The 22,084-nt window shown below is 64.9% G+C and carries 20 protein-coding genes and 1 tRNA gene; 5 read left to right on the top strand and 16 right to left on the bottom strand.

Features of this window, described 5'->3' with window-relative positions; translation table 11 throughout:
- Nucleotides 1-218 precede the first annotated feature (218 nt).
- The 3 genes from ACO6VM_RS15195 to bglX form a co-directional block, all read right to left on the bottom strand.
- Complete coding sequence (locus tag ACO6VM_RS15195) at nucleotides 219-1,553, bottom strand: sigma-54-dependent transcriptional regulator (RefSeq protein ID WP_422403501.1); 1,335 nt, start codon at nucleotides 1,551-1,553, stop codon at nucleotides 219-221.
- Nucleotides 1,547-3,304, bottom strand: a complete 1,758-nt coding sequence (locus ACO6VM_RS15190; protein WP_422403500.1) for a sensor histidine kinase — start codon at nucleotides 3,302-3,304, stop codon at nucleotides 1,547-1,549. Before ACO6VM_RS15190 ends, ACO6VM_RS15195 begins: the two co-directional genes overlap by 7 nt.
- Before the next feature lie 119 nt (nucleotides 3,305-3,423).
- Nucleotides 3,424-5,715 (bottom strand): beta-glucosidase BglX, encoded by a 2,292-nt coding sequence (bglX, locus tag ACO6VM_RS15185; protein WP_401058888.1) that lies wholly within the window; start codon nucleotides 5,713-5,715, stop codon nucleotides 3,424-3,426.
- A 200-nt stretch (nucleotides 5,716-5,915) separates the two neighbouring features.
- Between bglX and ACO6VM_RS15180 the strand changes: the two genes are divergently transcribed.
- The 3 genes from ACO6VM_RS15180 to ACO6VM_RS15170 all read left to right on the top strand — a co-directional run bounded on the left by ACO6VM_RS15180 (nucleotide 5,916) and on the right by ACO6VM_RS15170 (nucleotide 8,485).
- Nucleotides 5,916-6,524 carry a TPM domain-containing protein gene (locus tag ACO6VM_RS15180; RefSeq protein WP_390967149.1) on the top strand — a complete coding sequence of 203 codons (609 nt, stop codon included), beginning with the start codon at nucleotides 5,916-5,918 and terminating at the stop codon, nucleotides 6,522-6,524.
- A 99-nt stretch (nucleotides 6,525-6,623) separates the two neighbouring features.
- On the top strand, nucleotides 6,624-7,844 hold the full coding sequence (locus ACO6VM_RS15175) for a class I SAM-dependent methyltransferase (protein ID WP_422403499.1): 1,221 nt from the start codon (nucleotides 6,624-6,626) through the stop codon (nucleotides 7,842-7,844).
- Nucleotides 7,845-7,975: 131 nt separating this feature from the next.
- Nucleotides 7,976-8,485, top strand: a complete 510-nt coding sequence (locus tag ACO6VM_RS15170) for a helix-turn-helix transcriptional regulator (RefSeq protein ID WP_422403498.1) — start codon at nucleotides 7,976-7,978, stop codon at nucleotides 8,483-8,485.
- Between the two features lie 22 nt (nucleotides 8,486-8,507).
- Here the strand turns inward: ACO6VM_RS15170 and ACO6VM_RS15165 are convergent, their stop codons facing one another.
- From ACO6VM_RS15165 to ACO6VM_RS15125, 9 genes are all read right to left on the bottom strand, one after another.
- Nucleotides 8,508-9,518, bottom strand: coding sequence for a DUF4917 family protein (locus ACO6VM_RS15165; protein WP_401058883.1), 1,011 nt, complete (start codon nucleotides 9,516-9,518; stop codon nucleotides 8,508-8,510).
- Nucleotides 9,519-9,625: 107 nt separating this feature from the next.
- Nucleotides 9,626-9,913 (bottom strand): NadS family protein, encoded by a 288-nt coding sequence (gene nadS / locus ACO6VM_RS15160; protein ID WP_401058881.1) that lies wholly within the window; start codon nucleotides 9,911-9,913, stop codon nucleotides 9,626-9,628.
- The gene (locus ACO6VM_RS15155; protein WP_258645120.1) at nucleotides 9,910-10,230 is read right to left on the bottom strand and encodes a type II toxin-antitoxin system RelE/ParE family toxin; all 321 of its coding nucleotides are present in this window, start codon (nucleotides 10,228-10,230) and stop codon (nucleotides 9,910-9,912) included. The genes nadS and ACO6VM_RS15155 overlap by 4 nt, the downstream gene beginning before the upstream one ends.
- 131 nt (nucleotides 10,231-10,361) lie before the next feature.
- Entirely contained in the window at nucleotides 10,362-12,062 is a 1,701-nt protein-coding gene (locus tag ACO6VM_RS15150) for a SulP family inorganic anion transporter (protein ID WP_401058880.1), read from the bottom strand.
- 204 nt (nucleotides 12,063-12,266) lie between these two features.
- A tRNA-Gly gene (locus tag ACO6VM_RS15145) sits at nucleotides 12,267-12,340 on the bottom strand.
- A gap of 113 nt (nucleotides 12,341-12,453) precedes the next feature.
- A complete protein-coding gene (locus ACO6VM_RS15140; RefSeq protein WP_401058878.1) occupies nucleotides 12,454-13,338 on the bottom strand; it encodes an alpha/beta fold hydrolase in 885 nt (294 codons plus the stop codon).
- Between the two features lie 447 nt (nucleotides 13,339-13,785).
- On the bottom strand, nucleotides 13,786-14,478 hold the full coding sequence (locus ACO6VM_RS15135) for a pseudouridine synthase (RefSeq protein ID WP_401058876.1): 693 nt from the start codon (nucleotides 14,476-14,478) through the stop codon (nucleotides 13,786-13,788).
- A gap of 31 nt (nucleotides 14,479-14,509) precedes the next feature.
- On the bottom strand, nucleotides 14,510-14,731 hold the full coding sequence (locus ACO6VM_RS15130) for a cysteine-rich CWC family protein (RefSeq protein ID WP_125462797.1): 222 nt from the start codon (nucleotides 14,729-14,731) through the stop codon (nucleotides 14,510-14,512).
- Complete coding sequence (locus ACO6VM_RS15125) at nucleotides 14,721-16,214, bottom strand: sensor domain-containing diguanylate cyclase (RefSeq protein WP_422403497.1); 1,494 nt, start codon at nucleotides 16,212-16,214, stop codon at nucleotides 14,721-14,723. Before ACO6VM_RS15125 ends, ACO6VM_RS15130 begins: the two co-directional genes overlap by 11 nt.
- A gap of 212 nt (nucleotides 16,215-16,426) precedes the next feature.
- Between ACO6VM_RS15125 and ACO6VM_RS15120 the strand changes: the two genes are divergently transcribed.
- Nucleotides 16,427-16,891 carry a hypothetical protein gene (locus ACO6VM_RS15120; protein WP_422403496.1) on the top strand — a complete coding sequence of 155 codons (465 nt, stop codon included), beginning with the start codon at nucleotides 16,427-16,429 and terminating at the stop codon, nucleotides 16,889-16,891.
- Nucleotides 16,892-16,951: 60 nt separating this feature from the next.
- Here the strand turns inward: ACO6VM_RS15120 and ACO6VM_RS15115 are convergent, their stop codons facing one another.
- Nucleotides 16,952-18,058, bottom strand: a complete 1,107-nt coding sequence (locus tag ACO6VM_RS15115) for an enoyl-CoA hydratase/isomerase family protein (RefSeq protein ID WP_401058870.1) — start codon at nucleotides 18,056-18,058, stop codon at nucleotides 16,952-16,954.
- Between the two features lie 128 nt (nucleotides 18,059-18,186).
- Here ACO6VM_RS15115 and ung point away from each other — a divergent pair, with 128 nt between their 5' ends.
- Nucleotides 18,187-18,879, top strand: coding sequence for a uracil-DNA glycosylase (gene ung / locus ACO6VM_RS15110; protein ID WP_110993777.1), 693 nt, complete (start codon nucleotides 18,187-18,189; stop codon nucleotides 18,877-18,879).
- Nucleotides 18,880-19,018: 139 nt separating this feature from the next.
- Here the strand turns inward: ung and ACO6VM_RS15105 are convergent, their stop codons facing one another.
- Genes ACO6VM_RS15105 through ACO6VM_RS15095 form a run of 3 tightly spaced genes read right to left on the bottom strand, consistent with a single transcriptional unit; the run spans nucleotide 19,019 to nucleotide 22,013 of the window.
- Entirely contained in the window at nucleotides 19,019-20,044 is a 1,026-nt protein-coding gene (locus tag ACO6VM_RS15105; protein WP_422403495.1) for an AbrB family transcriptional regulator, read from the bottom strand.
- Nucleotides 20,037-21,551: a tripartite tricarboxylate transporter permease gene (locus ACO6VM_RS15100; RefSeq protein ID WP_390967162.1), complete on the bottom strand. Its 1,515-nt coding sequence runs from the start codon at nucleotides 21,549-21,551 to the stop codon at nucleotides 20,037-20,039. Before ACO6VM_RS15100 ends, ACO6VM_RS15105 begins: the two co-directional genes overlap by 8 nt.
- A gap of 3 nt (nucleotides 21,552-21,554) precedes the next feature.
- A complete protein-coding gene (locus ACO6VM_RS15095; protein ID WP_422403494.1) occupies nucleotides 21,555-22,013 on the bottom strand; it encodes a tripartite tricarboxylate transporter TctB family protein in 459 nt (152 codons plus the stop codon).
- Nucleotides 22,014-22,084 lie beyond the last annotated feature (71 nt).

The following is a 22,084-nucleotide window of genomic DNA, read 5'->3' as shown; positions in this document are numbered from 1 at the left end:
GCGCAGCTTGAGAAGGGTTTTGCAGGAGCTGTGCCAAATGGGGGCGGGGTGATCCATTTGGGGGCATCACGGGGCAAGCCCGCTCCCACGCAGGCCATGTATCACCTGCGTTATAGCGATCACTGTGGGAGCGGGCTTGCCCCGCGATAGGGCCGCAACAAACTTATGGAATGAGCGGTTTTTCGCTCATCGGCGGGAAATGGTAGGCGGAAATCCGCTCATTCGCTGCCGAGAAAGTCCTCACGCACCAGCCCATGCCGCTGCATCTTCTCATTCAGCGTACGCCGTGGCAGCTGCAACGCCTCCATCACCCCTTTGATCTCGCCCTTGTGCTGGCGCAGCGCCGCACGCAGGCATTGGGCTTCGAAGGCCTCCATCTGTTCGCCCAGCGACTGTCCGCCTGGCAGGCTCTCAAGGTTCGGCGAATCCAGCCCCAGGGCATGACGCTCGGCAGCATTGGCCAGCTCACGCACATTGCCCGGCCAGTCGTGGGCCAGCAGCTGCGCCAATCGCCCTCCACTGACCGCTGGGGCATGGCGGCCCAGGCGTTCGGCAGCCGTGCGGGCGAAGTGTTCGAACAGCAGCGGTATGTCTTCACGGCGCTCGCGCAGCGGTGCCAGGCGCAGCTCGGCAACGTTGAGGCGGTACGCCAGGTCTTCGCGAAAGCGCCCGGCACGGGCCTCTTCAAGCAGGTCCGGCTTGGTCGCGGCAATGATGCGCAGATCGACGGTGATGCTCTGGTTGGCCCCCAGACGCTCGAGCTTCTGTTCCTGGATCACCCGCAGCAGCTTGGCCTGCTGGGCCAACGGCATGCTTTCGATTTCGTCGAGGAACACGGTGCCACCGTTGGCGTATTCCAGCTTGCCGATGCGTTTGCCCTGCGCGCCGGTGAACGCGCCGCTCTCATGGCCGAACAGCTCGGCCTCGAACAGGGTTTCGGGGATCGCCGCGCAGTTGAGCGCGACGAAGGGTTTGTCTGCGCGCGGGCCGAAATCGTGCAGGCAGCGCGCCACCCGCTCCTTGCCGCTGCCGGTCTCGCCACGGATCAGCACGTTCACCGGCAGGCTGGCCAGGTCGAGCACCTGCCGGCGCAACTGTTGCAGCCCCTGGGACATGCCGAGCAGGCTGGTTTCGAGCTGCGCCTTGAGGTCGGCCTGCTCATGCAGGCGACGGTTCTCCAGTACCAGCCGGCGCTTTTCCAGGGCGCGGCCGAGGCTGCCCAGCAGGTGCTGCGGGGTGAAGGGTTTTTCCAGGAAGTCGTAGGCGCCGTTGCGCATCGCCTCCACCGCCATCGGCACATCGCCGTGGCCAGTGAGCAGGATCACCGGCAGGTCGGGGTCATCCTGTTGCAGCCGTTCGAGCAGTTGCATGCCGGAAAGCCCGGGCATGCGCACGTCGCTGAGGATCACCCCGGGGAAGTTGCGCGGCAGTTGCGCCAGGCAGTCCTCGCCACGGGCGAACAGTTGCACGCTGAAGCCCGACAGGCTCAACCACTGTTCCACGGCGGTGCGGATACTGGCTTCGTCATCGACGACGATCACTGAATTCAACATACCGGCTCCATGTCACGGGGTAGCGTCAGGCTGAAACGCGCGCCGCCCGGCAGGTTCTCGACCTGCAGGCAGCCGCCGGCATCGACCACGATGCCGTAGGAAATCGCCAGGCCCAGGCCGAGCCCTTCACCCACAGGCTTGGTGGTGAAGAACGGGTCGAACACCTTGGCCAGGTCGGCCGGCTCGATGCCGCCACCGGAGTCGAGCACGCTCAGGCGCCACTGGCCATCGTCGAGTTCGATGCGGATCTCCAGGCGTTTGTAGCGCTTGTCGGCCATGGCGTCGAGGGCGTTGCGCAGCAGGTTGATCAGCACCTGCTCCAGGCGGATCGCATCGCCGCGGACCCAGGCCGGGCGGGCCAGGTACAGCGCCACGTCGACCGCTTCGGCGTGGATGCGTGCATCGAGCAGGTGCAGCGCCTGGTCGACCACCGTGGCCAGGTCCAGGCGCTCGCGCAGCCCGCCGGGGCTGTTGCGGGCGAAGGTCTTCAGGTGGCCGGTGAGCGCGGCCATGCGCGTGAGCATCTGCTCCAGCGGCTCCAGGGCCTGGCGCGCCTGGTCGTAACGGCCATGGTCGAGCAGCAGGCGCAGGGTTTCCAGCTGCATGCGCTGGGTGGTCAGCGGCTGGTTGATTTCGTGGGCCAGGGCGGCGGACATCTGCCCCAGCGCCGCCAGCTTGGCCGATTGCACCAGGCCTTCCTGGGCGGTGCGCAGTTCGCGGGTGCGCTCCTCTACCTGGCGCTTGAGCTCTTCGCGGCTGCGCTGGCGCAGGCGGGCCAGGCGCAGGCGCTGGCTGACGAACAGCGCGGCGAACACCAGGGTTAGCCAGATCGCGGCGGCGGCCAGGGCGGCGTTGCGGCCATCCTCGGCGACCTGCGGCTTGCGCAGCAGGTGCAGGGTCCAGCCTTCGGCTTCCAGCGGCAGGCTTTCCCAGAGGTATTCGGCGGCGCCGTCGGGGCCCTGCACGCGGGTCAGGTGGCTGTTGTCGGCAAAGCGGGTCAAGGCTTGGTGTTGCAAAGGCACCAGCGGCTGCTTGTCGTACTGGCGGGTTTCAGCCAGTTCGGCGCGGTCGGCGCCGCTCAGCGGTTGCAGCTCGCGGTAGCGCCAGCCTTCCTGGTTGGCGATGAAGGTGATGCCACGGGCGTCGCTGACCAGCAGGATATCGCTGCCCTGGCGCCACTCGCGTTCAAGTTCGGGGAACTCCAGCTTGACCACCATGGCGCCGAGGAAGCGGCCATGTTCGTCGTTGACCGCGCTGGCCAGGAAGTAGCCCGGCACGCCGCTGGTCACGCCGACCGCGTAGAAGCGGCCGCTGCCTTGGCTGCGGGTCTGTTTGAAATAGGGGCGAAAGCCGTAGTTGGAGCCGACATAGGTGGTCGGCAGGCGCCAGTTGCTGGCCGCGATGGCCAGGCCGGTGCGGTCGAGCAGCTCCAGGGTGGAGGAATTGGCGGCGCCGTTGATGCGCTCGAGCTTGTGGTTCAGGGCATTTTGCACCGGGTCGGTGACCGGGCCGCGCAGGGCGTCGATCAGTTCCGGGTCCAGCGCCAGTACCGCCGGCAGGGCGCGGTAACGTTCGATCAGGGTGTGCAGGTTGTTGGCGTACAGGCCCAGCTGTTGGCTGGCCCGCTGCGCGTCGGCCTGCATGGCCTCGCGCTTGGCCTGGTGCATGGCCCAGCCGGCGCTGAGGCCGGTGCCGACCAGGATCAGCAGGATGATCAGCCCCAGACGCAGGGCGCGGAAGGAAGAGGGCATGGGGCGGATCCGGGATTTCGGTTGTTCGTGTCGCCCTGATCGCGGGGCAAGCCCGCTCCCACAAGGGATGTGTCAATCCCGTGGGAGCGGGCTTGCCCCGCGATCAGGGCGAACCTGGCTTACAGCAGTTCGAAGCTCTGCTGCTGCACCGCCTGCGAGTCCAGGCCGATCTGCACATTGAACTGACCCGGCTCGGCCACGCGCTGCAGCTGGCCATTGTAGAACTTCAGGTCTTCTTCACTGATGTCGAAGGTCACGGTGCGTGCTTCACCGGCCTTGAGCATCAGCTTCTGGAAGTTCTTCAGTTCTTTCACCGGGCGGCTCATCGACGCGCTCTGGTCCTGCAGGTACAGCTGCACCACGGTCTCGCCGTCACGTTTGCCGGTGTTCTTCACCGTGATCTTGGCCTTGAGGGTTTCGCCGCGCTTGAGTTCGGTGCGCGACAGGGTCAGGTCGGTCAGGTCGAAGCTGGTGTAGCTCAGGCCGTAGCCGAACGGGTACAGCGGGCCGTTGGGCTCCTCGAAGTATTGCGAGGTGTAGTTGCCCGGCTTGCCGGGGGTGTACGGGCGGCCGATGCGCAGGTGGTTGTAGTACATCGGGATCTGCCCGACCGAGCGCGGGAAGGTGATGGCCAGGCGGCCCGACGGGTTGTAATCGCCGAACAGCACGTCGGCGATGGCGTTGCCGCCTTCGGTGCCGCTGAACCAGGTTTCGAGCAGCGCATCGGCCTGTTCACGTTCCCAGGCGATCGACAGTGGGCGGCCGTTCATCAGCACCAGCACCAGCGGTTTGCCGGTGGCCTTGAGCGCCTTGATCAGGTCGCGCTGCACCGCCGGGATTTCCAGGGTGGTACGGCTCGACGATTCGTGGGACATGCCACGGGATTCACCGACCACGGCCACCACCACGTCGGCCTGCTGGGCGGCCTTGACCGCTTCGTCGATCAGCACGGCGGCCGGGCGCAGGTCGTTGACGATTTCCGGGGCATCGAAGTTGAGGAAGTTGAGGTAGTCGAACATGGCCTTGTCGCCGGTCACGTTCGAGCCTTTGGCGTAGACCAGCTTGGCCTTGCCCTCGACGGCGCGGCGCAGGCCTTCGCGTACGGTGACCGAGTGCTGTGGCTTACCGTCGGCGGCCCAGCTGCCCATCATGTCGATGGGGGCGTCGGCCAGCGGGCCGACCAGGGCGATGGTGCCGGCCTTCTTCAGCGGCAGGGTCTGCTCGCGGTTCTCCAGCAGCACCAGGCTGCGGCGTGCCACGTCGCGGGCGGCGTCGCGGTGCAGGCGGCTCTCGGCGTAGTAGTCGGTAAGGTCGGTCTCAGGCTTGCCGATGCGCACATAAGGGTCCTTGAACAGGCCCATGTCGTACTTGGCGCCCAGCACTTCGCGCACCGCCTGGTTCAGCTCGCCCTGGGTCACTTCGCCGGACTTGAGCAGGCCTGGCAGCTCTTCGCCGTACAGGGTGTCGTTCATGCTCATGTCGATGCCGGCCTTGATCGCCAGCTTGGCCGCTTCGCGACCGTCGCGGGCCACGCCATGGCGGATCAGTTCCTGGATGGCGCCGTGGTCGCTGATGGTCACGCCCTTGAAGCCCCACTCCTTGCGCAGCAGGTCGTTCATCAGCCAGGTGTTGGAGGTGGCCGGCACGCCGTTGATCGAGTTCAGCGCCACCATCACACCCCCCGCACCGGCGTCCAGCGCGGCGCGGTAGGGCGGCAGGTATTCGTTGTACATCTTCGGCAGGCTCATATCGACCGTGTTGTAATCGCGCCCGCCTTCCACCGCGCCATACAGGGCGAAGTGCTTGACGATGGCCATGATGCTGTCGGGCTCGGCCGGGCTCTTGCCCTGGAACGACTTGACCATCACCTGGCCGATCCGCGAGGTGAGGTAGGTGTCTTCGCCGAAGCCTTCACTGGTGCGGCCCCAGCGCGGGTCGCGGGCGATGTCGACCATCGGCGCGAAGGTCATGTCCAGCGAGTCGGCGGCGGCCTCGATGGCCGAGGTGCGGCCGACCTTGGCGATGGCGTCCATGTCCCAGGACGCGGCCAGGCCCAGGCCGATCGGGAAGATGGTGCGCTCGCCATGGATGGTGTCGTAGGCGAAGAACATCGGGATCTTCAGGCGGCTGCGCATGGCGGCGTCCTGCATCGGCCGGTTCTCGGGGGCGGTGCGCGAGTTGAAGGTGCCGCCGATGCGCCCGGCGGCAATCTCTTCGCGGATCTTCTCGTGGGGCATTTCGGGGCCGATGCTGATCAGGCGCAGCTGGCCGATCTTTTCGGCCTCGGTCATCTGGCTGACCAGATGGTCGATGAATGCCTGCTTGTCTTGCAGGGGCGGGGCGGAGGGGGCGGCAAGGGCCGCCTGACTGGCAAGGCCCATGGCCAGGCCCAGCAAAGACAGTTTCATCATCAATTCCGTTGTTGAGTAGGGCGGTTGGCCGAGAACTTTCGTACGCCTGTTGTTATGAGGTCCGCTGGCGATTTTTTGGATCATTCGTCCATGATCCGACGCAGCCGCGGATTATGCCTTATATGAAGCGCTTGTTGAGATACACTCTCGCCACCCCGATGCCGGGATAACAATGATAAGAACGCTCAAGAGACGATGGCATGACCGAATACGAACAGCGCCAGATCGCCGAGGCGATCGCACGCGTCGAGCGGCGCACCGACGCGGAGCTGGTGACCGTGCTGGCGCGCCGCGCCGACGAATACCCCTATCTGCCCCTGCTCTGGGCGGCGCTGCTGGCGCTGGTCATCCCGCTGCTGCTGCACCGCTGGCAGGGCGGGATCGGCCTCAACGGCCTGTTGCTGGCGCAGATGCTCACCTTTGTCGCCTTGTGCCTGTTGCTGCGCCATCCACGCCTGGCGGCCTGGCTGGTACCGGCGATCCTGCGCCGGCGACGGGCTTCCGGGCTTGCCCGGCAGCAGTTTCTCGAACTCAACCTGCAGCGCACCGCCGGGGCTACCGGGGTGCTGATCTTTGTCAGCGAGGCCGAGCGGCATGTCGAGATCCTGGTCGATGAGGGGATCGCCCGGCACCTGCCGGCCCAGGCCCGCGAAGCGATCGTTGCGCGGTTCACCGAGCAGGTCTGCCAGGGCCATACCCTGCAAGGTTTCGTCGACTGCATCGAGGCGTGCGGCGAACTGCTCAGCGAGCATGTGCCGCCGACCCACGCGCGCAACGAGTTGCCCAACCGCCTGGTGATCCTCGATTGAGCCGCGCCCATCGCGAAAACCTTCGCGATGGGCGGCCAGCGACGTAGAATGCGCGGCATTGCGCAACGCGCTCCCCGCATTCCGAGGCACCCGCTCCCCATGTCGTCCACTACTTCCGCCCCCACCGCGCCGGATGCGCGCGCCCAGTTCCTGAGCCTGCTGGCCGACGCCCTGGCCGATGGCAGCCTGGCCAAACTGGTGCTGGCCCGCCACGTGGGGGCCGACCAGACCCTGCAGCGGATCATCGCCAAGCCGGTGCAGCTCAAGGGCGAGGCCTGCCTGCAACTGGTCTACCGCCACCAGACCCGCGACATCACCCGCAACCTGCCATTGGGCCAGGCGCAGGCACTGGTGGCCGAGCTGCTGCCGGAGAGCTTTCGCAACGCTCACCTGTTCACCGGTGCTGGTGAAGTGCAACTGGAGTTCAGCAAGAAGGGCAAGCCGATGCTGCGCCGTCACCTGGCCCAGCAGGCACCCCGGGAAGCGGCGGCAGCTGGGCATGACCGCGAGAAGAAGCGTTACCTGGAACTGTCGCGGCCCTTCCTGCGCGATCTTGGGGTGACCGACGCGCAAGGCGCGTTGATCCCGTCGATGTCGCGCAAGTGGAAGCAGATCAACAAGTTCATCGAGGTCTTCGACCACGCCCTGGCCGGCGCGCCGGTGGCGGCCGATCAGGCCTTGCGGGTGGCCGACTTCGGCTCGGGCAAGGGCTACCTGACGTTCGCCATGCACGACTACCTGCGCAACACCCTCGGGCGTGAGGCACAGGTCACCGGCGTCGAGCTGCGCCCGGACATGGTCGAGCTGTGCAATGCCGCGGCTGCGCGCCTGGAGCACCCGGGGCTGGTGTTCGAGTGCGGTGACGTGCGCAGCGTGGTGCCGGAGGCCATCGAGGTGATGATCGCCCTGCATGCCTGCGACATCGCCACCGACTACGCCATCCACACGGGCATCCGCTGCAACGCGGCGATCATCATGTGCTCGCCGTGCTGCCACAAGCAGATCCGCCCGCAACTGCACAGCCCAGGGCTGCTGCAGCCGATGCTGCAGTACGGCCTGCACCTTGGGCAGCAGGCCGAGATGCTCACCGACAGCCTGCGCGCGCTGTACCTCGAGGCCTGCGGCTACGAGACCAAGGTCTTCGAGTTCATCTCGCTGGAGCACACCAACAAGAACAAGATGATTCTTGCGGTGAAGCGCAAACAGCCAGTGGCGGCGGGGGCGCTGTTGGAGAAGATTGCGCAGCTCAAGGCGTTTTATGGGGTGCAGGAGCATTGCCTGGAGACGTTGTTGCAGGCGGATGGTTTGATCGCCGGGTAAGCACAAACTGTTGGGTGCCATTCCCGAAAGTGTGTAGGACCCCTCCCAAGCGCGTTTGGCGGCCGATATTGGTGTCAAGAGCTCTGTAGTGTGCTGGCCATCCATGTGAAGGCGGGTAAGGAGCAGTGACGATGGAATACGAGTTCACCCTCAACTACCAACTGGTCGATGACGAAGAAATGGATGCGCTCCTCGAGCGCCTGGCCGAAGCGGGTTGTGACGACGCCCTGGTCGGTATTGGTCAGCCCGGTCGCCTGTCGCTGGAGTTTGTACGGGAGTCGTCCAGTGCCGAGGAGGCGATCGAGAGTGCGCTCAGGGATGTTCGCAGCGCAGTGCCTGGCGCACGACTGATAGAGGCGACGCCCGACCTCGTCGGGCTGACCGATGTGGCCCAGATCGTGGGTGTGTCGCGCCAGAACATGCGCAGGTTGATGCTGGCGCACATGCACAGCTTCCCGGCCCCCATGCATGAAGGCAGTACCTCGCTCTGGCATCTCGCCGATGTATTGGCCTGGCTGCAGGCGAGGGGGAGTTATGACATCGGCCAGCAGATGCTGGATCTGGCTCGGGTCGCGATGACCGTCAATGTATCAAGCGCCCATGCACGGGTTTTCAAAGGGACGATGGCTTTGGCCGATTGAAGCTGTGCCGCTGGGGGCCGCTTCAACGGCGCCCTGTCGGTACTTCGATCGCCAACTCCGCCAGCCCCAGGGGATGGGTACTGGCATCGAAGAAGTGCAGCGCTGTCCCCGGCAGATCACCGAACCGCTCGACGAAATGCTGCTTCTGGTTCAGCACCGATGCCTCGCTCAATGGCCGGATGGCAATCAGAAGTTGCCCTGGCCGCGCCTGGTGAATGGCGTCGAGCAGGTGCTGGTCGCTGCTGTCCAGATGCTGGCCGAACAGGCACAGCCCTTCGTGCTCATTGGCCAGTTGGCCCAGGCACCATGACAGGTAATCCGAGTTGCGGATCGCGCGCAGTTTCTCCTCGCTACGGAACTCGTTGACGAACAACGGCACCTCGCCGGGGATGTTCACGGCAAAACCGTCCAGCAATTCGGCGCATTCGGCGCTGCGCTGGCGGCTGGAGCCGTCCGGCAGTTTGAGCAGGTGCAGGCCGCCATGCAGGTGCATCACCCGGGTGCCTTCGCTGCGGGTGCGGCGCACGTCGAAGAAGCCCTGCTCGTCGAACAGCGCGGCAAAGCCCTGTGGAGCATGCTGCACGGCCCACGGCAGGATCAGGTCGTAGTTGCTGGTGTAGACGCTGCGAAAGCCACGCAAGGCCTGGTTGATCGAGGCCAGGGTAGCCGCCGGCATCAATGGCCATGGCAGGTGCACGGTGCGCACGGCGTGAATCAGCGCTTCCTTGATCGAGTAGTAGCGGTTCAGCGGCGCGGTGGAGTTGATGGCCAGCGCGGCGTTGGCGCGGACGGTGTGGTTGAGGGTGCTCAGCAGCGGTTCGAACAGCTCTGTGCCGAGCGACTTGAACAGCGCCTGGTCACTGATCGCCAGGCCTTTCTTGCGTCCAGCACGCTGGGCTTCTTCGTACAGCGAGAAGTAGCCGAACGGTTTCCACAACGCCCGGCTGGCACCGTTGCCCAGCAACAGGGCGGTGCAAGGGTGGCGCTGGTTGAGGTCGGCCCAGGCGGGCAAGTGGGCGTCGAGTGCGGGCATGGGCATTCCGTTGGGCGTGGCTCAAAACGCGGCGACTTTAGCATGTCATGCAATGTATGCGAGGCATGTCGCGCGCAGAGACCGGCGCAGCAGCTCTGCAGCAATTTTCAATGCGACAAGGCCTTGAGCACGTGATCAGGGTCGTTGTGGATGGCCCGCAGCAGCGCCTTGGCAGGCCCCGTGGGCTCCCGGCGCCCCTGTTCCCAGTTACGCAGCGTAGCGACTTGCACATCGATCATCTCGGCGAAACGTACCTGTGACAAACCGGTGGCCTTTCGGATTTCCCGGATTTGAAGGGCGTCGATTTCGAACTGGCGCGAGGGTTGGCGTTTGCCCTGGATGATTTCATCCATTTCTACAACGCTTTCCATCAGTTCGTCGAAGAGGCGGCTCATGGGTATCTCCAGTTTTCGATGACGGACTTCAAAGCCTTGCGCTGTTCGGCGGATAGCTCCGATTGTTCGTTCTTCGCAAAGATGTAGAGCAAGGTGATATGTGACCTTGCCGTGAAGTGGTAGTAGATGACTCTGGCGCCGCCTCGCTTGCCGTGGCCGTTCGCTGGGGCGCGGATTTTGCGCAGGCCGCCGGTACCTTCGATGACATCCCCTGCATCGGGGGATATCAAAAGACGAACCTGCAACAACCTGTAGGTTTCGTCGTCGAGCAGCTCTTTTGCGCGCTTGGTAAAGACAGCGGTTTCGGTAAAAAGCATAGCAGGGTATACGCCATTGGCGTAGTCACTTTTCACCAGCGATGCGCGGAGAGTGGAATGCCCGAAAGGCTACCTTCTCGCCGACACGGTACTGCATCGCTCCCCTCTGACAACGATGTAGGCGCCTTCCTCTACTTGTCGGCGGATTCCCTGCTCGTCCTGTTCCGCCATACCCGATACGCCCTGATCCCCGCTCGCACCGAGCCAAACAGCAATTTGTCCTCCATCTCCCGCGCCATCCCCGAGCGCACCAGCATGCGCAGGAAGGTGCCGCGGGCGCGGGCGATGGCGAAGTGGATGCCCTGGGCGGTGAGCGTGTCGCGCACCTCGCGCAGGGCGGCGATGCCGCTGACGTCGATACTGGTCACGGCTTCGGCGTCGAACAGCACCGCCTGGGGCTTGTCCACCCCCTGCACGGCGTCGAGCAGGCGCATCTTGAAGTAGTCGGCGTTGAAGAACAGGATCGCGTCGTCGAAGCGATACACCACCAGGCCTGGCACGGTGCGGGCGTCCTTGTGCTGGCGCACGTCCACCTGCCCCTCGACACCCGGCAGCCAGCCGAGTACCGCGTCGGTAGGCTGGTAGATGCTGTAGAGCAGGCGCAGGATGGCCAGGGTCACGGCAAACACGATGCCCGGCAGCACGCCCAGCCCCAGCACGCCGACCGTGGTCAGCAGGCACAGCCAGAATTCGAAGCGGCTGAGCTTGCGGATGGTCTTCAGCGACTTGATGTCGATCAGCCCCCAGCCGGCCATCAGCAGTACCGCGCCCAGCGCCGCCTGCGGGATCCAGGCCATGGGGGCGGTGAAGAACAGCAGGATCAGGGCAATCACCAGCGCGGCGATGATGCCCACCAGCTGGCTCTTGCCGCCGACCATGTCGTTGACCGCGGTGCGCGAGTCGGCGCCGCTGATGGCGAAGCCCTGGGAAATACCGGCGGCCAGGTTGCTCACCCCGAGGGCGACGAATTCATGGTTGGCGTTGATCGCGTAGCCATGCCGGGCGGCAAAGCTGCGGGCGGTGAGCATGGCGCTGCAGAAGCTGATGGTGGCGATACCCAGGGCGTCACGCAGGAGGCTCTTGGTTTCCGCCAGGTTGCTTTGTGGCCAGGCCAGCTCCGGAATGCCCGCCGGTACCGGGCCAAGGATCGCCACACCATAACGGTCCAGGCCGAGCAGCCCGGCCAGGGCGGTGAACACCACCACAGTCACCAGCGCCGCCGGCAGGCGCGGGTAGCGCCGCGGCAACCAGATCAGCAATGCCAGCCCGGCCAGGCCGATCGACAGCGTCAGCCAATGGATCTCGCCCAGCCGCTGCAGGAAGTTGATCAAGCTGAGGATGAAACCGTCGCCCTCGATCTTGAAACCCACGACTTTTGAGAGTTGCCCGGCGAGCAGGCTGAGGCCGATGCCGTTGAGGTAGCCGATCAGGATCGGCCGCGAGAAAAAGCTGGCGATGAAGCCGGCGCGCGCCACCCCGGCGCCGATCAGCATCACACCCACCAGCACGGTGACGATCACCGACAGCTCGGCAATGCGCTGCGGGTCGCCCATGGCCAAGGGGGCCACAGCGCCGCCGATCATCGCGCAGGTGGCGGCATCGGGACCGACCATCAGTTGCCGCGAACTACCGATCAAGGCGTAGACCATCATCGGCAACACGCAGGCGTACAAGCCGTACTGCGGCGGCAAGCCGACGATCTGGGCATAGGCGATGGCGATGGGGATCTGGATCGCGGCCACCGACAGGCCCGCCTGCAGGTCGGCGTGGAACCACTCGCGACGGTAGTGCAGCAGGTTGGCCAGGCCCGGAAGCCAGCGGGAGAGAAACATGCGCAGTCCTTTGGAAATGTTTCAGAAAGCTTAGGTGCTTTTGCGTGCTGGGCAGCACCGGGCATTTAAGCCAATCGGGCACGGCATGGCCATGGGCCAGATCAATGAAGGGTGCGCAAATGCAGGCGACAGAAACGAAAAAAGGAGCCAAGGCTCCTTTTTACAGCGATGACGTCACTGGAACGCCATGCGGGGAATGCGATTTGGAGCGGGTAGAGGGAATCGAACCCTCAACTAAAGCTTGGGAAGCTTTCGTTTTGCCACTAAACTATACCCGCGTCGGCGCCCGACTTTTTACCATAACCCCCTGCCAATTAATAGCCCAATGTCATAAAAGGCTGTCGGCACTCTGCTGCCTGCGGATAAGCCAGGCATGCAGGTGCCGTTGCGCTTAGATGGCCAGTGCATGCTGCCCCTGCGTGTGGGTGTAGCGTTGACGGGGCTCGCGCACGGTCGGCTTGAGGAAGCCGAGCATGACCGAGCGGGTAGCCTCACTGGCGCTCTTGTGCTCCATGTCGAGGAAGTGGCCGGCTCCGCGGATCACGCTGAAGTGGCTTTGCCCCACATGTTTGCTGAACTGCCGCGCATCTTCGACGGTGGTGTATTCGTCACGGTCGCCGTTGATGAACAGCACCGGGATGTCGATGTTGCGCGCGGCCTTCAGCGCTCGCTCCAGGTCGTGATCGAGCACCTGGTTGATGTGGAAATGCATCTGCGCGTACTCGTGGCTGTCCAGGCTGCTGACATGCCGGTAGTTGAAGCGCTTGAACAACGACGGCAGGTATTTACCGATGGTGTCGTTGACCAGGTTGCCCACCTGGTAACGATCGCAGGCGGCCAGGAACTGGCAACCACGCTCCAGGTAGTCGCGCATCGGTTCGTTGATCACCGGCGAGAACGAACTGACGATGGCCTTCTTCACCAACCGTGGCTGGTGCGCCAGCGCCAGCAGGGCGCAGGCGCCGCCCCAGGAGAACGACATCACGTGGTCGGCGTGGAAGTGCTCGATCAGCTCAAGGAGGATGTGCGACTCGGTCTCCTTGGTGATCAGCCGTTCCTGGCGGTTGTGGGGCTTGGACTTGCCGGCATAGGGCTGGTCGTACAGCACCACGTTGAATTGCGGGTGCAGGCTGCGCACTGTCTGTGCAAAGGACGCCGTCGTGGCCAATGATCCATTGATCAGGATGATGGTCTTTTCGGCGCCTTCCGCGCGATGGAACTCCGTGTAAACCCGGTACTGACCTTGGATATCAAGTACAGCAATTTCTGGCCTCATGTCATCGACTCCTGGCGCAAAAAAGGGTATTCGCGTCACCTGTTGGTCTGCGTGGCTGGTTCGTGAACTCGCGTTCGAATCAACCGCGCAGGCCGTTAGGGTGCACGTGCTTTATGACAGGTAGGCATTTGCCTGGAAGAAAACCGGTGGGCCCTTGTGTCGATCCCTGACGCGCGTGTCGACGGTATTGTTGTAGCGGGCGATTTACCGTGCCCCAAGGTGTCGAGACCCTGGGTGGCCGGCAAAAAGGTGTCTTGGACTGCGTTTGTGACCGGCAAGTCACAGGCAGACCGACAAGTTGGCAGTCAAGCAGCGCAGGGCCGATCGCGCAAGTGAGTTTCTGGGGATATTTTGCAGGAAACCGCTGGGCGGTCGGTGTAGTGGAAAAGTGCCAGGGCTACCCAATCGTTTGCGCGAAAAACGCCTGCGCAGAGCCTTCGCAGCCGCTCAGAAACAGGCGATCTCTGCGGCCGAAAGGTCCCTGTACTGACCGGGCAACAAGGCCGGATCCAGCTCGATCATCCCCATGCTTTCCCGGTGCAGTTGCAGCACCTTGTTCTGAAAGTGGCCGAACATGCGCTTGACCTGGTGATAGCGGCCTTCGACGATCGCCAGCCGCGCTTCGCGGGGGCCGAGAATATCCAGCTGCGCAGGCTGGGTGGTGAGGTCTTCGAAGGCGAAATAGAAGCCTTGGCGAAACTTCTCGACGTAGTGGGCGCCGATCTTGTCCTCGGTCTGTACGAGGTAAACCTTGGCCAGCTTGGTCTGTGGCTGGGTCAGGCGGCGCGACCACTGGCCGTCGTTGGTCAGGATCAGCAGGCCGGTGGTGTTGTAGTCCAGGCGCCCGGCAATGTGCAGGTCGTCGCGCCATGCGGGCGGCAACAGGTCGAGCACGGTGCGGTGCTGCGGGTCGCTGGTGGCGCTGACGCAGCCCATGGGCTTGTGCAGCATCAGGTAGCGCGCCGGGCGGCCGGCCTGCAGCAGTTGCTCGTCCACTTCGACACGGCTGAACTCGCGTACCTCGTGCAGCGGGTCGGCGGTGATCACGCCATCCACGCGCACACGCCGCTGCACCAGCAGCAGGCGTACTTGCTGGCGGTTGAAACAGGGCAGGTTGGCGAGGAAACGGTCGAGGCGCATGGCGGCAGGTCGTGGCAGATCGGCGCGCAGTCTAGCGGATCGCGGGGGACTGCGCTGCCTTGAGTTGCTCGTCCACTTTGGCGCACTGCGGGCACAGGCAGGCCTGGTTGCGCAGTTCGGCAGGCAGGGCTTCGATGATGGCCGGGTCGATGCTCACCGCGAAGCACCAGCACCCTTGGGTGGCACTGGCCGGGTTGGCCAGGCCGCACTGGTTGGCGGCGCCGCAGGCAGGGCAGTGCTGGTTACTGGTCATGTTCGGGTCCGGGCATCTGGCTGCAGACGCGGTTGCGTCCGCCTTGTTTGGCACGATAAAGCGCGAGGTCGGCGCGGCTCAGCAGGCTGTGCAGGGTGTCGTCGCGCTGCAGGCCGGCGAGGCCGATGCTGACGGTCAGGCGCAGCGGCTGGTCGGCATAACTGAAGATCAGTTGCTCGGTGCGCCGGCGGATCTTTTCGGCCACTTCGACGGCCTGGCGCCCTTCGGTTTCGCGCAGCAGCACGATGAACTCCTCGCCGCCCCAGCGGCAGAGTATATCGGACTGTCGCAGGCTGCCGTGCAGCACGTTGGCGAACTGGCGCAGCACTTCGTCGCCGGCCAGGTGGCCGTGGGTGTCGTTGAGTGCCTTGAAGTGGTCGAGGTCGATCAACAGGGCGACCAGCGGTGCACTGATGCGCTGCGCCTCGACCAGCGCCTGGCCGGCCAGCAGGTCGAAGCTGCGCCGGTTGGGCAGGCCGGTAAGGCTGTCGAGGGTGGCCAGGGCCTCGGCGTTGTCCTGATGGCGCTTGATCATGGCGTTGAGCAGCGACAGCACCACCAGGGTGATCATGGCGCAGATCGCCAGGTTCAGGTACAGCGACTGGCGGATGCGGTCCAGGGCACTGGTCTCGCGCTTGTCCACCAGCAGGTACCAGTCCAGTTCGGGCAGCGGGCGCACGTTGAGGAAGTGGCTGTGGCCGTCGTTGTCGTAATACTCGTGGCTGCCAGCGGCAGGGGTCGGCATGCGCGCCAGCAGGTCTTTCCACTGGCTGCTGTCACTCAACTGCTGCCCTGCGCGAAGGCCGTGGGGGCCGCCGTCAGAACCGGTCAGCAGCACCTTGCCCTGGGCATCGGTGAACAGCACCGAGCGATGGTAGCGGCGCTGGTAGTCATCGATCAGGCGCACCACCGACTCGACGCTCAAGCCCACCCCCACGGCACCGATGAAGCGCTGCTGGTAGTCGAGCACGCGGTAGTTGATGAAAACCGTGAGCTTGTCCTGGTTGGCCATGTCCACGTCGACATTGATCTCGTAGGGCACGCTGGCCTCGCGCAGGCGGAAATACCAGGCATCGCGCCAGGCATCGGCCTTGACCTGCTTGAGTACACCTTTGGCCTGGTAATAGGTGCGGCTGCGCTCGGAGACCAGGAAACTGGTGAAGGTGCCCTGGCCGCCCATCACTTCGCCCAGGTAGCGGGTTATGCGCGTGGGGTCCTGTTCGCCGCCCAGCAGCCAGTCCCGCAGGAAAGTGTCCTGAGCCATCATCGACGAGATCAGCACCGGGCGGATCAGGTCTTTCTGGATTTCCGAATAGACGGTGTCGGAGGTCAGCGGCAGCTCGGTGTTGACGATGCCGTCGCGGATTGCCCCGCGCGAGGCGTAGTAGCTCAGCAGCGAGGTGGCGAGGAAGCCGCAGCCCAGCAACAGCAGCAGGGTGAAGATCAGCGAGCGTTGCGAAAACAGGGCGGAAGGCGAGGGCATGATCGTCCCATGATGTGTGCCAGTGGCGACATTCTAGTGAGATGACCGAAAAATGACTGCATGTTTTTCAGGGTTATAGGGGATGTTTCAATTTGTTGCAGAAATGGCACTGAACCCTGGCCGGACTGTCTTATGCAGTGTCGATCAACGCATCGTCGTCGACGCTCGCCAGCGCCGCTGTGTCGGGCACCCCTGCGGTCCAGGAGGCCGCCATGTACCCACGAATCCTGATCATTGTCCTGCTCGGACTGCTGACTTCTGCCTGCGCCCCCTACTACGAGAGCGACGGCTATTACCGCAGTGACTACTACACCAGCGACCGCTACGTGTACCCCGGCTATTACCGCCAGGACCGCTACTATGTAGCCCCGCAACCGCGCTACTACTACCAGAGCGCGCCGCGTTACTACCAGCCTGCACCGCGCTACTACCGGCCGGCACCGGCGCCGCAGTACCGGCCTTATCCGGCACCCGGCATGCAGCCCAGCTGGCACGGCAACCCGCGCAACGACTATGGCAACCGCCAGCGTTATGACTACGGGCGCGACCGGGATCGGCAGGACTACCGCAACGACAACCGTGGCGGGCGCGGGGATCGCTGGCATTCCAATGGGCAGGGCCATGGTGACCGCGGCCAGGACGGCGGGCGGGGAGGGGATCGCAACTGGCAGCGTTGAGGGCAAATGAGCCATTACAGGGCAAGTCGGCGTGCCGTACCGACTTGCCCTGTGCTGTTTCTACGCCAGATCAGCCAGCGGATGCCGACCCTCCCAGGCCTTGCTGAAATGCGCCGCCACCACCGCTGCGGGCACCTGCGCCACGTCCGGCCAGTGCCAGTGCGGCGTGTTGTCCTTGTCCAGCAATCTGGCCCGCACCCCTTCGCTGAACTCGGGGTGACGGCAACAGTTGAGGCTCAGGGTGTATTCCATCTGGAACACCTGCGCCAGCGACAGGTAGCGGGCCCGGCGGATCTGCTCCCATACCAGGTGCGCGGTCAGCGGGCAGCCCTCGTGCAGGCGCTGACCTGCCGCGGCCAGCAATGGGTCGGCATGCCGGGCCAGGCCGGCCAGCGCACGCCAGGCTGCTACCGGGTCGGCCACATCGAGTACTTCGTCGATCACTGCCCGGCGTGCCAGCCATTGGCCCTCGGGCAGTTCGGCACACGCCCGGTGCTGTTCGGCCTTGAGCAGGCTGTTGAGCTGCAGGTCGGTCTGTTCCTGCCAGTTCAGTTGCAGCAGCTCCTCCACCAGCGCTTCTTGTTGATGCTCGCCGAAGAAACGGTCGGCCAGGCCCAGGTCCAGGGCGTCACGGGCATTGATCGGCGCGCCGGTGAGGCCGAGGAACAGGCCGAGCTTGCCGGGCAGGCGGGACAGGAACCAGCTGGCGCCCACGTCCGGATACAGGCCGATGCTGATCTCGGGCATGGCCAGGCGGCTGCTGGGGGTGACGATGCGCACCGCCGCGCCCTGCAACAGCCCCATGCCACCCCCGAGCACATGGCCATGGCCCCAGCACAGCAGGGGTTTGGGGTAGGTGTGCAGGCGGTGGTCGAGGCGGTATTCGCTGGCGAAGAAGGTGGCGGCCAGCGGCGGTATGCTGCCGGGATGCTCGCGGCAGGCTTGTACCAGTGCACGTACGTCGCCCCCGGCGCAGAAGGCTTTAGGCCCGTTGCCGCGCAGCAGTACGCAGACGATGCCGGGGTCGTGAGCCCAGGCGTGCAGGCGCTCGTCGAGCACCTCGATCATCGGCAGGGTCAGCGCATTGAGCGCCTTGGGTGCATCCAGGGTGGCGATGCCGATGCGGGCGCCATCGGCGCCGGTGAGTACCTCGCATTGAATGGACATGGACTACCTCGCGCAAGTCATCCCACCAGTATGGCCCGCGCTGCTGAAGCTGCCGGTCGTCGGTCGGATCGATTGACAAGCCGGCGCGGCTTTCCTAGTGTCGCGCCACTTTGCTTCTGGATGGCCCCATGACCGACGACGACCGCATCAAACTCGAACCCAGCTGGAAGGCCGCGTTGCGCGCCGAGTTCGACCAGCCCTACATGCATCAGCTGCGTGAGTTCCTGCAGGGTGAATACGCCGCCGGCAAAGAGATCTACCCGCCGGGGCCGCTGATCTTCAATGCGTTGAACTCCACGCCGCTGGAGCAGGTGAAAGTGGTGATCCTCGGCCAGGACCCGTACCACGGCCCCGGCCAGGCCCACGGCCTGTGCTTCTCGGTGCAGCCGGGCGTGCCTACGCCGCCGTCGCTGGTCAACATCTACAAAGAGCTGCAACGCGACCTCAACCTGCCGATCCCCAACCACGGTTACTTGCAGAGCTGGGCCGAGCAGGGGGTGCTGTTGCTCAACACCACCATGACCGTTGAGCGCGCCAATGCCGCCTCGCATGCCAAGAAGGGCTGGGAGTTCTTTACCGACCGGGTCATCCAGGTGGTCAGCGAGCAGTGCCCGAACGTGGTGTTCCTGCTGTGGGGCGCGCATGCCCAGAGCAAGCAGAAGCTGATCGACGCCAGTAAGCACCTGGTGCTCAAGTCGGTGCACCCGTCGCCGTTGTCGGCCTATCGCGGATTCTTCGGCTGCGGGCATTTCAGCCGGGCCAATGGCTTCCTCGAGCAGCGCGGGATGGCGCCGATCAACTGGGCGTTGCCGCCGCTCTGAGCAGGACCTCATCGCGGGGCAAGCCCGCTCCCACGCAAGCCGAAGCAATCAGATTGGACTGCCCCCAAGAAGTTGGACATCAATCCAACCCTTGGGGGGCAGTCCAGATCGTGGGAGCGGGCTTGCCCCGCGATGGGGCCTAGGCCTTCACCCAGCGCCTGAACAACGGCTCGGCCAGAAACAGCACGAACAACAACCGCATTACCTGCAACGCCGTCACCAGCGGCACCGACAGTTGCAGGGTCTCGGCTGTCAGGCTCATCTCGGCAATCCCCCCGGGCATCATCCCCAGGGTCAGCGAGCGCAGGTCCAGGTGAGTGAGCAGGCTCAACCCCCAGGCCGCGCCTGCGGCAATCAGCATGCACAGTGCCGTGGCCAGCAAGGTCCGGCCGAGGAACGACGGCGCCCGGCGGAAAAACGCGCGGTTGAAGTGGCAGGCCAGGCCGCTGCCGATCAGCCACTGGCCGATCTGGCTGGCGCCATTGGGCAAACCGATCTGCAGGTTACCGGCCAGGCTCACGCTCGCCGCCACCAGCAACGGCCCGAACAACCACGGGTTGGGCTGGCGCAGCCGTTGCCAGATCAGCGCGACCACCACGGCCAGCGGTGCGATCAGGGCCAGCCAGCCCCAGCTGACGCTACCGGCGTGGTTCAGCGGCACCCCATCACCGAGCAACAGCTTGAACAGCGCCGGCACGCACAGCACCACCGCCAGCACCCGCAAACTCTGAGCGGCTGCCACCTGGCTGAGCACCGCGCCATTGCGCGCGCCGAGGTTGACCATTTCTCCAGAGCCGCCAGGCATGCTGGCAAAAAACGCCGTGGCGCGGTCTTCGCCGGTACGCCGCAGCAGCCACACGCTGATCACGCTGGACAGCGTGGTGAACAGCGCGCCGAAGAAGATCAGCGTGAAGTGCTCGGCGACCTGCTCGATCACCGCCGGGGTGAAGTGCAGGCCGATGCCGATACCGATGATCCACTGCCCGCACTTGCGGCCATTGGGGATTTCGCTCAGTTGCCAGGGGGTCAGGCAGCGCACCAGGATGATCGCCAGCAACGCGCCGACCATCCACGGCAAAGGCCAGCCGACCTTGCTGGCGGCAAAACCGCCAGCAAGACCGACCAGCCCGGTGGCCCAGAACAGAGGGAGACCGCGGTCAGGCATCCGCCATCGCCCGGCGCTGTTGCGCGCGTTTGCGCCAGATGCGCAGCAGCGGCAGGGTCAGCATCAGCACCGTCAGCACCCAGACCGACATGCTGATCGGGCTCGACCAGAGGATGCCCAGTTCGCCGTTGGAGATCGACAGCGCGCGGCGCAGGTTCTGCTCCATCAGCCCACCGAGTATGAAGCCCAGCAGGATCGGCGACAGCGGGAAGTCCAGCTTGCGCAGGATGTAGCCCATGATGCCGATGCCGACCATCAGGAACAGGTCGAAGGTGGTGGCATGCACGGCGTACACGCCGATCGCGGTGATGATCGCGATCACCGGTACCAGTGCCCAGTTCGGTACGGCGAGGATGCGGGTAAAGATGCGGATCATCGGGATGTTCAGGATCACCAGCATGATGTTGGCGATGAACAGCGAGGCGATCAGGCCCCAGACGATGTCCGGCTGCTGTTCGAACAGCAGCGGGCCCGGGGTGATGTTGTACAGGGTCAGCGCGCCGATCATCACGGCAGTGGTGCCCGAACCCGGTACGCCCAGGGTCAGCATCGGCACCAGGGCGCCACAGCAGGAGGCGCCGATGGCGGTTTCCGGGGCGGCCAGGCCACGGGCGTCACCCTTGCCGAACTTGCCTTTTTCACCCGCCATGCGTTTTTCGGTCATGTACGCCACGGCACTGGCCAGGGTCGCGCCGGCACCCGGCAGTACGCCCATGAAGAAGCCCAGCAGGCCGCAGCGGATGTTCACGGCGAACACCGACGCCGCTTCCTTGAAGTTGAACAGCATGCGCCCGGTGGCCTTGACCGCCACGTGGCCATGGTGGGTCTTCTCCAGCAGCAGGAGGATCTCGCTGATCGAGAACAGCCCCAGCACCAGCACCACGAACTGGATGCCGTCGGCCAGGTGCACGCTGTCGCCGGTGAAGCGGTACACGCCGCTGTTGGCATCGATACCTACCGCCGACAGGAACAGGCCGATCAACGCGGCGATGAAGGTCTTCAACGGTTTGTCGCCGGCCATGCCGCCGAGGGCGACGATGGCGAACACCATCAGCACGAAGTACTCCGCCGGGCCGAAGGCGATCGCCCATTTCGCCAGCAACGGGGCGAACAGCACCATGCCGCAGGTGGCGATGAAGGCGCCGATGAATGAACTCCAGGCCGACAGCGACAGCGCCACGCCGGCCAGGCCCTGGCGGGCCATGGGGTAGCCGTCGAGGGTGGTCATCACGGTGGAGGCTTCACCGGGGATGTTCAGCAGGATCGAGCTGATGCGTCCGCCGTATTCGCAGCCCAGATAAACGGCGGCCAGCAGGATCAACGCCGACTCCGGCGGCAGGCCGAGGGCGAAGGCGATGGGGATCAGCAGGGCCACGCCGTTGATCGGGCCCAGGCCCGGCAGCAGGCCGACCACGGTGCCGATCAGGGTGCCGGTGAGGGCGGTGACCAGGTTGTACGGGCTCAGCGCGACGCCGAAGCCCTGGCCGAGATAGCTCAAGGTATCCATGTGTCAGTTCTCCAGTACGCTCAGCAGGCCAAGGGGCAGGGGCACGTCCATCACGCGGTCGAACAGCCAGTACAGCAGCAGGCTCATGCCCACCACCACGAGGGCGCTGTGCAGCCAGCGGCCGCCGTACAGGCGGGCCATGGGGATGCCCACCAGCACGGCGCTGAGGATGAAGCCCAGGGCCTCGAAGGTGCTGGCGAAGACGATCAGCAGGCCGACACAGGCGGCGATCTTGATCAGGGTTTCGCGGTCCAGTTCAGGCTCGTCGTCCTTGCGTACGATGGGCGTGGGGCGGATGGCCAGGTACAGCAGGCCCAGGCCCATCAGGCCGAGCATCAGCAGCGGGTAGGCGCGCGGGCCCACCGGTTCATAGGAAAACGCGGCCTGGTAGGGCCAGGCCATCACGGCCAGGGCGGTGCACACCGCCAGCAAAAGCAGGGCGAAGAGGCGTTGCAGGATCATGGGAGAATCCTCATGGTCGGGGGGCACGTGGGAGCGGGCTTGCCCCGCGATTGCGAGATCGCGGGGCAAGC

This window comes from Pseudomonas sp. GZD-209, from assembly GCF_049310485.1.
Taxonomy (GTDB): Bacteria; Pseudomonadota; Gammaproteobacteria; order Pseudomonadales; family Pseudomonadaceae; genus Aquipseudomonas; species Aquipseudomonas sichuanensis.
This window is presented reverse-complemented; position numbering and strand designations above follow the sequence as displayed.

Coding starts and splice junctions, on each gene's coding strand:
- ACO6VM_RS15135 (WP_401058876.1), bottom strand. CDS start 14,478: ATGCGCCTCGACCGTTTCCTCGCCAACCTGCCCTGTTTCAACCGCCAG.
- ACO6VM_RS15115 (WP_401058870.1), bottom strand. CDS start 18,058: ATGTCCATTCAATGCGAGGTACTCACCGGCGCCGATGGCGCCCGCATC.
- ACO6VM_RS15190 (WP_422403500.1), bottom strand. CDS start 3,304: ATGCCCTCTTCCTTCCGCGCCCTGCGTCTGGGGCTGATCATCCTGCTG.
- ACO6VM_RS15165 (WP_401058883.1), bottom strand. CDS start 9,518: ATGCCCGCACTCGACGCCCACTTGCCCGCCTGGGCCGACCTCAACCAG.
- ung (WP_110993777.1), top strand. CDS start 18,187: ATGACCGACGACGACCGCATCAAACTCGAACCCAGCTGGAAGGCCGCG.
- ACO6VM_RS15095 (WP_422403494.1), bottom strand. CDS start 22,013: ATGATCCTGCAACGCCTCTTCGCCCTGCTTTTGCTGGCGGTGTGCACC.
- ACO6VM_RS15130 (WP_125462797.1), bottom strand. CDS start 14,731: ATGACCAGTAACCAGCACTGCCCTGCCTGCGGCGCCGCCAACCAGTGC.
- nadS (WP_401058881.1), bottom strand. CDS start 9,913: ATGAGCCGCCTCTTCGACGAACTGATGGAAAGCGTTGTAGAAATGGAT.
- ACO6VM_RS15150 (WP_401058880.1), bottom strand. CDS start 12,062: ATGTTTCTCTCCCGCTGGCTTCCGGGCCTGGCCAACCTGCTGCACTAC.
- bglX (WP_401058888.1), bottom strand. CDS start 5,715: ATGATGAAACTGTCTTTGCTGGGCCTGGCCATGGGCCTTGCCAGTCAG.
- ACO6VM_RS15175 (WP_422403499.1), top strand. CDS start 6,624: ATGTCGTCCACTACTTCCGCCCCCACCGCGCCGGATGCGCGCGCCCAG.
- ACO6VM_RS15100 (WP_390967162.1), bottom strand. CDS start 21,551: ATGGATACCTTGAGCTATCTCGGCCAGGGCTTCGGCGTCGCGCTGAGC.
- ACO6VM_RS15180 (WP_390967149.1), top strand. CDS start 5,916: ATGACCGAATACGAACAGCGCCAGATCGCCGAGGCGATCGCACGCGTC.
- ACO6VM_RS15140 (WP_401058878.1), bottom strand. CDS start 13,338: ATGAGGCCAGAAATTGCTGTACTTGATATCCAAGGTCAGTACCGGGTT.
- ACO6VM_RS15170 (WP_422403498.1), top strand. CDS start 7,976: ATGGAATACGAGTTCACCCTCAACTACCAACTGGTCGATGACGAAGAA.
- ACO6VM_RS15125 (WP_422403497.1), bottom strand. CDS start 16,214: ATGCCCTCGCCTTCCGCCCTGTTTTCGCAACGCTCGCTGATCTTCACC.
- ACO6VM_RS15120 (WP_422403496.1), top strand. CDS start 16,427: ATGTACCCACGAATCCTGATCATTGTCCTGCTCGGACTGCTGACTTCT.
- ACO6VM_RS15195 (WP_422403501.1), bottom strand. CDS start 1,553: ATGTTGAATTCAGTGATCGTCGTCGATGACGAAGCCAGTATCCGCACC.
- ACO6VM_RS15155 (WP_258645120.1), bottom strand. CDS start 10,230: ATGCTTTTTACCGAAACCGCTGTCTTTACCAAGCGCGCAAAAGAGCTG.
- ACO6VM_RS15105 (WP_422403495.1), bottom strand. CDS start 20,044: ATGCCTGACCGCGGTCTCCCTCTGTTCTGGGCCACCGGGCTGGTCGGT.